The organism is Clostridium sp. (assembly GCF_016650035.1).
Lineage (GTDB): Bacteria > Bacillota > Clostridia > Clostridiales > Clostridiaceae > Clostridium_AD.
On the sequence record NZ_JAENWM010000014.1, the window covers coordinates 52,657 to 62,988 of the forward strand.

The following is a 10,332-nucleotide window of genomic DNA, read 5'->3' on the forward strand; positions in this document are numbered from 1 at the left end:
TACCATTAAATTCCATTCGAATTATACATTTCAACAATTTCCTGAGTATAACTACCATCTTCATTGTGAACATATAGCGGTGGCTCCCACTTTAAAAAAGTTCCTCCATCCCTTTGCCCCTCAACGAGTACAATATTAGGCGCCTTATTTACACTAGGATGCACCATTCTTATACGTTTAGGTTCAATTCTATGTTTCCTCATAGTGCATAAAATATCAACTAATCTGTCTGGTCTATGTACCATATATAGCCGTCCATTATCCTTAAGTAAAATTCTACATGAAATAATCACATCTTCTAATGTGCACAGAATCTCATGTCTTGCTATAGCATTCTTATCATTTAAATTTATTAATCCTGAATTACGAAGTTTATAGGGGGGATTAACTGTAACAATATCCACTTTAGGAATCTTTTTAATAAGTTCTATATCCTTTAGATCTCCGTTTATAAATTTAATCCTATGCTCCAATTTATTATACTGAATCGAACGATTTGCCATATCTACAAATTCTTGTTGAATTTCCACACCAATTATATCACTTGCATATGTTTTACCTGCTAATATAAAAGGTATTATACCCGTACCAGTACATAAATCAACAATTTTAGCATTTTTTCTTACTTTTGCAAAATTAGCCAGCAGTACAGCATCCACACCAAACCTAAAAGCATTTTTTTTTTGAATAACATGAATTCCCTTTATATTAAGATCATCTAAAGTTTCATTGTCTCTTAAAAAATTCATTGCACCGCTCCTTCCTATGAACTTTACGTCTACTATATACATAACAATAAAAGAAGTATACCTTAATTTTTATTACAAAATCAATAGAATCACTAAAATGTTTTTTTTATAAACAATAAATACATGATAAAAATACTATTAGCAAACACTTATGAATATATATTAACTATAAAATAATTGATTGTAATGAGGTTTAAAATGGAATTAATATTATATCCTTTTAAAAATATAGTTTTTAATAAAAGTTCTGTATTACTAGACGCATCTTTCCTACTAAGCTTAATATATGATGATGATATTAAGCATAGTGAATGTTTATCATGCCTAAAACTACTTTCTGAGCGAAGCTGCGAATATTATATAAGCAGTATGGTGTTTGCAGAAGTTTTAAACCAAATACTTTATAAGTTATTCATTAGTGATATTCAGTGTAGAATAACCAATACTAAACCTTATAACTCAAATGAAAATATTAGATATATTACAAATAGCTTTAGCCGACATGATACAAAAATATTGAAACAAAAGAGAGAGGACAGACTTATTCATATTCCGTATAAAAGATATTTTGATAATATTTCTAAAAATTCTTCAAAACGAAATTTATTGAAAATCTATTACAATAAGTCTGTAGAAATAATTTCAGAAGTTGAAAAGATTATAAATATTAAATATGTAAATATTTCTGAAGAGTGTATGCCCCTAGTTAAAAAAATCATGTGCGAAAACTTACTATCAGTGAATGATGCTTTTCATATGGCTACTGCCGAGTTTAACAAAATAGAATATTTACTTACTTTGGATGGTGATTTTATTTTTGCTGAAAGTAGCAAAATGAAAATACTCAAAATTTAAGCTTATATTATAAAAAAAGAAGCGTAGTTTGATTATCTCAAATTACACTTCTTCTCTTATAGCTATTATTTTGGAATATTAATAACGGAGCCCTCTTTAATATCATTCTCATCAGTAATTCCATTTGTTTCTTTTAAAACTTCTATAGCCTCTTTCACACCATAAGTAGGCATAATATTTTTAGCAATCGATGTTAATGTATCTTGATTTTTTACAGTGTATTCAGTAGTTTTAGCATCCGAAACTGGAACTGTTGCTGTTTCAATCGCTTTTTCATAAGGAATTATTATTTCGTCACCTTCAGCAATTTTATAAGATTCATCCATATTATTTCTATCTTTAACAAAATTAAGAATCTCATTTATATCATGGCTAGGCATATGTGCGCTCACTATACCAAATACTGTATCATTCTTTTTAACAGTATAAATTCCAACATTAGTTTTGTCATTAATATAAACTTCATCCAATTCATTACTGTTTGCCACTTGAATATCTTCAACTTCATTTTGCATTTCATTCAAACTTATATTACTCTCATCATTTTCATTTGCTAATGTCTGAGTATTGCTCTCAATTATTGAATTGTCTGTTTGTACTACACTTTTATCTGGCGTTTTTTCTTTTGCAGTATCATCTCCTGATCCTATAAACCTTACAGCAAAAAATACTCCTAAGATTACTATCGCTATAGTAGATATTGTAATTAATCCTTTTTTCATTCTCATATTTAAAACCCCTTTCATAATTATTAGTAAATGATTTACATTTAAATTATTGACACAATTTATTAGTCTCATACATTTAATTTGAATTTAACAAAAAAATAAGGCTGCCAACCTTATAATACAAGTTAACAGTCTTTATATATTAATTTTTATATTCTATTAGAATTTTCTATTTGATTTTTCACTTCTTCAACTGTCATTCCAGTGGCATCTATAATTGATGTGCTTGATATAGTATCCTGCGTCCCCATAATATTTTGATTTTCACCTGTAACAACAACTGCATCATACCTATTGAGAAAATTCCCTGCATTTTTTTTTCTATTATCAAATTCTTTGACTGCATACCCTTCCTCAATTAAATAATTTTTAATTGGATTCAATCCCTTTTGTACCGCTACTTTCTTCATGTTTTACGCCTCCTCTCGAAGTTATTATCTCCAATTTTAAGAAGCATATTCAAATAACTACTTTTATGATTACCTTAACTATAGAAAAAACCAGAGATTTAATCTCTGGTCTTTTCTATAACTGTATAGCAGGCGTCTTCAATAGAATCAATTAAATTTTGAAGTGAAATAAAATAATCATCATATATTATTTCTACTTCTTTACTTTCACTGTTTATTCCACAAGCAATTACTCCTTGATTATTCGATATTGCTAAATTAACATTACTAATATCTTTTGAAGTACTCATATTGAAAATTTTTATAACCGCCTTCATATTTATCCCCCTAGTTCTCTTTAAATAATTCTTTTATTATATATGAATCTTCGCTATTCTCAGCTAACTCTAATTTAACATCTTCAACACTAACAGGCTCTTCATAGCTTCCAGAAATCAAAGTTAAATCTTCAATTTTAACTTCCACTATTTCCTCATCCGTACCATTAAGTTCTATCTTGATTTTAACTGCTTCCTTTACAACACTATTACCAATAACTTCTGCTCTTCCATGAGGAGTATCAACTATAGACCCTACGGTAGGTAGTGTTTTTCTTATTTTTTCATATGTATCCTGTTCATAGTTTAAGCAGCACATAAGTCTACCACAAATACCTGATATTTTCGTAGGATTTAATGATAAATTTTGTTCTTTTGCCATTTTTATAGATACTGGCGCAAACTCACCTAAAAAAGTTGAACAACACATAGGCCTACCACATGGTCCAAGCCCACCAATCATTTTAGCTTCATCCCTAACTCCTATTTGTCTAAGTTCTATTCTTGTTCTAAATACAGTTGCTAAATCTTTTACGAGTTCACGAAAATCCACTCTTCCATCCGCTGTAAAATAAAAAATAACTTTATTATTATCGAAAGTATACTCTACATCTATAAGTTTCATATCAAGTTCATGCTTATGTATCTTTTCAACACAAACTTCATAGGCTTCTTTTTCTTTTCTTTTATTTGCCGAGTCTTTTTCTGCGTCTCCATCGGTAGCCTTTCTTATGACAGATTTAAGAGGAGACACTATATTATCTTCCTTTATCTCTTTTATACCAATAACACATTCTCCAAATTCTATTCCTCTTACTGTTTCAACAATAACCATATTGCCCTTTTGAATATTTATATCATTAGGACTAAAATAGTATATTTTACCAGCTTTTTTAAATCGTACTCCTATTACCTTAACCATATTAAACCTCCTGCATTTTAAATAGCATTACTTCAAATGTTAACCCTGGGTTAACATTTCTATCTAAATTCTTTCTAGTATCATTTATTATATTTATAATACCATTTAATTTGTTAAATGAAAATGTATTAGCTAATTCTTTAATAGACAATATTTTATCTATGTTAATAATTAAGTTTTCTTCTTCTATTTCTTTATATATTATAGTATCCCTAATATATGAAAGAAATGCAGTTATTATTTCCTCAAAATTTTCCTTTTGATCAGATAATTTTTTTTCATATTTGATTAATTCCTCAGTAGTAACTTTGCTAAGTATGAGCAATATTTCCAAGGTAATATTTCTAATATTTTTGAAATTTTCATCACAAATAAATTTTTCAGCATTACCAGGTATTCCATTACTAAAAGCTATAATAACTCTTATATCCTGCACGGGTAAGTATGTATAATTTATTTTTAAAAATTCTTCCATCTCATCTACACTTAAGTTTTTTAGTTTATGTATTTGACATCTGGATTTTATTGTATCCAATATAACCTCAAGATTTTCGCATAACAAAATTATAGTAACATTTCTAGGTGGCTCCTCAATTGTTTTTAAAAAAGCATTTTGAGCTTGTACTGTCATTTTATGAGCGTCGTAAATAATTATAACTTTTTTATAGCCCTCATAAGGTTTTTTATGGATTTCTTCGTTTAAAGTTCTTATAGAGTTTACCCCTATTGTACTCTTATTTTTTTCGATGCGCCATTCTACCAAATCCACATATTTCCTATCTTCATTTTCTCCTAAAATATTAAGCCCTATATTTCTAGCTAATATGCTTTTACCTATTCCATCCTCTCCAACTAAAAGATGTGCATGTGATAATTTATCTAATTTTATAGATTTACTTATTTGATTTTTTATACTGTTATGACCTATTATACTTTCAAAACTCATTTTAGCCCTCCATGCATAAGAGCAAGTATAGACTTATAATTATACTTGTCTACTTATAAGTATACTTGCTCCTAGTTAGTTACACTTTTAGATACTTATCTACATCAACTACAAATACATTCGCGCCACCTGCATCCACTTCGATAGGGAATGGCATATATACTCCAGTTGACCCTGCTACAGATGAAGGTGATGTTATTATTTGTTTTCTTACTTTACAGATATCCTCTATAATAGCAAGAACTTCATCTACTTTTTCCTTTTCTATCCCTATTAATAGTGTTGTATTTCCCGATTTTAAAAATCCACCTGTGGTAGCTAGTTTTGTAACCCTAAAACCCTTATCTGTTATTTCTTCTATTAAATCACTTGCATCATCATCTTGTACTATTGCAATAACTAGTTTCATAAAATCCCATCCTTTTATAATTTTATTTTTTTAATGGCATCTATTAAATCTTTATGTATTTCATAGATATCTCTATTGCCATCTATTACTTCTATTTTATCATATTTTTTACAAATGTCTAAATAACCTTCAAAAACTTTTTTATGGAATTCATTTCCGCCATTTTCTAACCTATCCAAAGTTCTTTGCTTTTTCTTCCTTTTCAATCCTTCTTCATAAGGAATGGTAATCATAAATATTAAATCCGCCTCAAGTCCACCGAGCGCTGCTTCATTAATGTCTTTTACTATTTCCATTCCAAGTCCTCTTCCAATCCCTTGATATACCATTGAAGAATAAACAAAACGATCACATATTACAATCTTACCTGCTTTTAAAGCTGGTTTTATAATTTCACTAACTAGTTGTGCACGGGAAGCAGCATATAGTAGCGCTTCACACATATAGCTCATACTCGAATTATCATTGTCTAATATTATTTCTCTGATTTTTTCACTTATTTCCGTGCCTCCAGGTTCTCTTGTTCTGACTACCTCATATCCTAATTGTTTTAGATGTTTTTCTAATAATTCTATTTGAGTAGTTTTTCCTGAACCATCTGGACCCTCTAATGCTATTAGTCTACCTCTTTCCATGCAATTACCTCCACCGTTATATATAGATATTATAAATATCTATTTTTCTACTGTCGCTACTTTACCATCATTAATTCCAAGTACTGTTACATTAGCTTGCACGTAATATTCTATGACCTCTATACTATTTAACCCTATCCTTTCTCCAGGCATTACAATAGGTATTCCTGGCGGATATGGAACTATTGCAGCTGCACTTATTTTATTCTCTGACTCCCTTAGTTCTAACATAATTCTTTTTTTATCCATTATTTCGTAGGGGTACATAATGGACATAGGCATATCATAATCTAATAAATGAATATATTCTACCTTTAAAGTATCCATGTCACAATTTCTAAGGGCTATGTATAGCTTTTGAAAATCCTTTTCATTGTTAAACAGAGAAAATATCAAAACAACATTCCTACTATCGCTCATTTCAGCTTGAATTTTATTTACCCTTAAATATTTTAATAACTTATGACCACTATAACCTTTAGGCACATTTAATATAAATCTAGTTAAATCCATAGTATATTCATTAATATCTAAATCTTGATTTGATGATAGATCTTTTAAATCACCCCGACCCAAAATATAGAATTTTCCTAAGCTATTAATTTTCTTTCTATTAAACACGCATAATTTAATTAATTCTTCATACTTACTCTCTCCATACTCTTCGATATAAAATCTTGCATAATCCATAGAACATAAAAGCATGTAGGATGGACTTGTACTTAAAAAGGCGCTTACATAGAAATCCACTTTACTGGTATCTATATCTCTCCCTACATGTAAAAAAGCTGTTTGAGTTAGACTAGGTAATGTTTTATGTGCACTCATAACAGCCATGTGTGCTCCTAATTTCATAGGATTTTCCGGCAATGATTTACATGTTCCAAAATGCGCACCATGTGCTGCATCTACAAGTACCTTCATGTTATATTTCCTTGCTATTTCTATAACATAAGGTAAATCAAGGCATATTCCATAATAATTAGGGTAAGTAACAATAATCCCTTTTGCATCTTTGTTTTTATTAACTATACATAAAAAATGCTCCTTATCTAAAGGTAAAGGAGCATCGTAGTTAGAATGAATTTTATTTTTAATATACACTGGTTTAAGTTTTCTCATAATAATAGCATTAAATATTGAACGATGACAATTTCTCTCCACAATTATTTTATCACCCTCTTTAAAAGATGAAAAAATCATAGATAAATTCCCACTAGTACTTCCATTGACTAGAAAATAAGATTTTACACTGCCATAATATTCACTCAATAACTGCTCAGACTCTTTTATTATTCCTTCTGCACTGTGAAGATTATCTAGACCATCAACTTCTGTAAGATCTGCTTTAATTAAATTTTTATAAAGCTCTTCGCCTTGCGCCGTTTCTAAAAACCCAGTCCCTGCTTTATGTCCTGGCATACAAAAGGGAACATTTTTCTCTTTTATATATTTTAACACTCCTTCTACAAGTGGTAATCTTGACAATCCTTAGTCACTCCTCTTGGTATAAATTGTACTAACGTCTTTCTTATACAGTTCTTGTAATATTCATAAAAATCCGTGTTAGTATTTGATTCTATCAGTCTTTCCTCACAATTGTTACAAATCCCTCTTCCATTTATTATTATACCATCATTTAGAGGCTTTCTACATATAATACACTTTTCTTTTATCATAATTCCCCCTTAATCTTGCTGATTTAAAACTACCTAAAGTATAGCCTCTTATAATATATTTTATTCAAGCAAGTGCTATTTCTTATTTTGTCCACATAATAATTTGAAATATATTTATCTACATTTTAATTTATAACTAGCTTTTTAAAATTATTATTCGACCTTTTAATTTTTTTGTGTGTATATCAATAATTTTATGCACCTTTGGTTATACTAATTATGTCAACAAGCACAAAACTTTGAGAGGAGAATTTTATGAAGCAAGAAATTATAAGTTATATAAGTAGTATAAAAGAAGATATATATAATTTATCAAACTACCTTTATACTAATCCAGAGACTAGCTATAATGAATATAATGGTTGTTCTTATATAATAAATATGTTAAAAAATCATGATTTTAAAATACAAAAAAACTATTGTAATATTCCAACATCCTTCATTGCTCAATATGGGAATGGACACCCTAAAATATGTTATATATGCAAATATTCATCTACGGAAAACTTAGGTCATATTTATGGTAATAATGTAAATGCAAGTATTTCTACTGCTGCAGCACTGGGCTTATCAAAAGTTATATCCAAAAGTGGAGGCAGTGTAATTCTGATAGGATGCCCAGGTGAATATTCAAATGGAGCAGAATTAACGCTTGCAAAAGAAAAATGTTTTGAAGATATCGATATTATTATTGCACCCCATTGTGATATTAACAATGCGGAAAGCGGATCCTCAATGGCTACAATACCAATTAAAATAAAATATAATAAAAACATTAACAATAAGGATAAAGACCACAGTAAATTTTCATCTTTAGACACTTATTTGCTTATACTAAGTACGTTAAGCCAGTTGTTAAAAGGTCTAGATAGCAGCTATTCTATTGATACTGTTTCTGTTATAAATGCCTCATCCTGCTCTGATTCGCACTCTGATTCAGAGTGCAGATTTTACCTTAGAGCTAATAAATTAAATGAAGCTAAATTATTTGAAAAAACTATTGTAGATTTTATTGAGTCAATGTCTCCAATTGTTAATGTAACCTGCGGAGTTAGCTTATTTGAATTACCTTGTGATGAGCTTTTAACTAATAGAGGTTTATCAAGATTATTTACACATAACTTAAAAGAATGCGGTATTATTGATATATTGCCATCTAAAGAAGCCCTATACGGATTAGGAATAGGATCTATAAGCCATATTACTCCATGCATATATCCATCCATATCAATTACAGAAAAGTCCACAATAAGTTGTCCATCATCCTTATTTGCTAAGGAAACCCAAACAGATTTTTGTAAAAATAATATGATAAAAGCTGCATCAGCTCTCGCCATAACAGGCCTGGACATTATTGAAAAGCAAGATTTATTAAAAGAAATTATATTTGAATTAAATAGATTACAAATATGATTTACTACTTATTTTATTGTAAAAAAAAGAAGTATAATTTTAGCTAAATTATACTTCTTTTATATATGTGTTTTTTATTAAAACACTTGTTTTTCTTTTAATAAGGTTATTTTGTTCATAAGACTATCACTAGGTTCAAAATAAAACTTTTTAAATTTATCTCCTAGTTTATATACACAACAAAATTTACTCTGAGCAAATGTAGAGCAAATGTATTTCTTACTACTACTAATACGGATATCAGGTTTGCAATTTCTATATTTACCAATAAACTCTATATCCTTTAATTTTATATCTTCTAATATTTTAACCTCTTCACCTTTAATTTTATGAATAATGAATTGATCTGCCACTATTGAATATTTATACTTAATCTTACATTTTGAAAACTCAATATAACAAAAAGTAACCATTAATGTATTAAAAAATATAGTTATAAAAGTTTTTATATTCATGTTACCTACATTTATATTAGGTAATAGATCTGATAAGCATATAAATGTAATTAACGTAATAAACAATAATATCACAACTGGAAACTTTTTCCTTTGCACCATCTCTTTATACATATAATTCCAGACCCCCTAAATTAGCTTTAAATATTAGACATAAATAGTTTTATGCAACATATGTGATTATACTAGCATTTCATATATTAATCTACTTGTACTAAGTTGTCTATGGTACTTATACGCATTGAATATTCGCATATACAACCATTAAATCAATATACATGTATCAACATACATATTTCTAAGTATAGCTTTATATTACTAGCTTTTAAGGGACATCATAAATTCTTAACTTGTTTATATATCCTAACGTATGTTACCAGAGTATGGTTGTATCAATATAGATGTAACCATATAATATATAATTTATAATTTATAAAACTATTATGCATTTTAATTATCTCAGACAAAATGAGAACGCAAAAAAAAGTATTTTGTAATAAATCACAAAATACTTTGGAGGCGCCACCCGGATTTGAACCGGGGAATGAAGGTTTTGCAGACCTTGACCTTACCGCTTGGCTATAGCGCCTTAACTGGTGGCTAGACCAGGAATCGAACCAGGGACACGAGGATTTTCAGTCCTCTGCTCTACCGACTGAGCTATCCAGCCAAATTACCTGGCGACAACCTACTCTCCCACAAGGTCACCCTTGCAGTACCATTGGCGCATTGAAGCTTAACCTACCTGTTCGGTATGGGAAGGGGTGTTACCTTCATGCCATAATCACCAGATTGAGAATATAAATATTCTCTC

General features: G+C 29.2%; 13 protein-coding genes, 2 tRNA genes and 1 rRNA gene. 2 read left to right on the plus strand and 14 right to left on the minus strand.

Annotated elements, in window-relative coordinates:
* Window positions 1–5: 5 nt before the first annotated feature.
* Window positions 6–749 carry a tRNA1(Val) (adenine(37)-N6)-methyltransferase gene (locus JJD95_RS05300; protein ID WP_291641087.1) on the minus strand — a complete coding sequence of 248 codons (744 nt, stop codon included), beginning with the start codon at window positions 747–749 and terminating at the stop codon, window positions 6–8.
* Between the two features lie 198 nt (window positions 750–947).
* Between JJD95_RS05300 and JJD95_RS05305 the strand changes: the two genes are divergently transcribed.
* Window positions 948–1,604 (plus strand): PIN domain-containing protein, encoded by a 657-nt coding sequence (locus JJD95_RS05305; protein WP_291641089.1) that lies wholly within the window; start codon window positions 948–950, stop codon window positions 1,602–1,604.
* A 65-nt stretch (window positions 1,605–1,669) separates the two neighbouring features.
* Here JJD95_RS05305 and JJD95_RS05310 read toward each other — a convergent pair whose 3' ends face one another.
* From JJD95_RS05310 to JJD95_RS05350, 9 genes are all read right to left on the minus strand, one after another.
* Window positions 1,670–2,332 carry a LysM domain-containing protein gene (locus JJD95_RS05310; protein ID WP_291641091.1) on the minus strand — a complete coding sequence of 221 codons (663 nt, stop codon included), beginning with the start codon at window positions 2,330–2,332 and terminating at the stop codon, window positions 1,670–1,672.
* Window positions 2,333–2,481: 149 nt separating this feature from the next.
* The gene (locus JJD95_RS05315) at window positions 2,482–2,742 is read right to left on the minus strand and encodes a YkuS family protein (protein WP_291641093.1); all 261 of its coding nucleotides are present in this window, start codon (window positions 2,740–2,742) and stop codon (window positions 2,482–2,484) included.
* 98 nt (window positions 2,743–2,840) lie between these two features.
* On the minus strand, window positions 2,841–3,059 hold the full coding sequence (locus tag JJD95_RS05320; protein ID WP_291641094.1) for a heavy-metal-associated domain-containing protein: 219 nt from the start codon (window positions 3,057–3,059) through the stop codon (window positions 2,841–2,843).
* A gap of 10 nt (window positions 3,060–3,069) precedes the next feature.
* Window positions 3,070–3,981, minus strand: a complete 912-nt coding sequence (locus JJD95_RS05325; protein ID WP_291641096.1) for a stage 0 sporulation family protein — start codon at window positions 3,979–3,981, stop codon at window positions 3,070–3,072.
* Window position 3,982: 1 nt separating this feature from the next.
* The gene (locus JJD95_RS05330; RefSeq protein WP_291641098.1) at window positions 3,983–4,927 is read right to left on the minus strand and encodes a DNA polymerase III subunit delta'; all 945 of its coding nucleotides are present in this window, start codon (window positions 4,925–4,927) and stop codon (window positions 3,983–3,985) included.
* Between the two features lie 79 nt (window positions 4,928–5,006).
* Complete coding sequence (locus JJD95_RS05335) at window positions 5,007–5,336, minus strand: cyclic-di-AMP receptor (protein ID WP_291641100.1); 330 nt, start codon at window positions 5,334–5,336, stop codon at window positions 5,007–5,009.
* A 14-nt stretch (window positions 5,337–5,350) separates the two neighbouring features.
* Window positions 5,351–5,971, minus strand: coding sequence for a dTMP kinase (tmk, locus tag JJD95_RS05340; RefSeq protein ID WP_291641102.1), 621 nt, complete (start codon window positions 5,969–5,971; stop codon window positions 5,351–5,353).
* A 39-nt stretch (window positions 5,972–6,010) separates the two neighbouring features.
* Window positions 6,011–7,459: an aminotransferase class I/II-fold pyridoxal phosphate-dependent enzyme gene (locus JJD95_RS05345; RefSeq protein ID WP_291641104.1), complete on the minus strand. Its 1,449-nt coding sequence runs from the start codon at window positions 7,457–7,459 to the stop codon at window positions 6,011–6,013.
* The gene (locus JJD95_RS05350; RefSeq protein WP_291641106.1) at window positions 7,438–7,650 is read right to left on the minus strand and encodes a sigma factor G inhibitor Gin; all 213 of its coding nucleotides are present in this window, start codon (window positions 7,648–7,650) and stop codon (window positions 7,438–7,440) included. Before JJD95_RS05350 ends, JJD95_RS05345 begins: the two co-directional genes overlap by 22 nt.
* A gap of 255 nt (window positions 7,651–7,905) precedes the next feature.
* On the opposite strand from JJD95_RS05350, the gene JJD95_RS05355 reads away from it, so the two are divergent.
* A complete protein-coding gene (locus JJD95_RS05355; RefSeq protein WP_291641108.1) occupies window positions 7,906–9,063 on the plus strand; it encodes a M20 family peptidase in 1,158 nt (385 codons plus the stop codon).
* Window positions 9,064–9,140: 77 nt separating this feature from the next.
* Here the strand turns inward: JJD95_RS05355 and JJD95_RS05360 are convergent, their stop codons facing one another.
* From JJD95_RS05360 to rrf, 4 genes are all read right to left on the minus strand, one after another.
* Window positions 9,141–9,632 (minus strand): hypothetical protein, encoded by a 492-nt coding sequence (locus tag JJD95_RS05360; protein ID WP_291641110.1) that lies wholly within the window; start codon window positions 9,630–9,632, stop codon window positions 9,141–9,143.
* 400 nt (window positions 9,633–10,032) lie between these two features.
* Window positions 10,033–10,107: transfer RNA gene (locus tag JJD95_RS05365), tRNA-Cys, on the minus strand.
* A 5-nt stretch (window positions 10,108–10,112) separates the two neighbouring features.
* Window positions 10,113–10,188, minus strand: a tRNA-Phe gene (locus tag JJD95_RS05370).
* Between the two features lie 5 nt (window positions 10,189–10,193).
* Window positions 10,194–10,310, minus strand: a 5S ribosomal RNA gene (rrf, locus tag JJD95_RS05375).
* Between the last annotated feature and the right edge of the window lie 22 nt (window positions 10,311–10,332).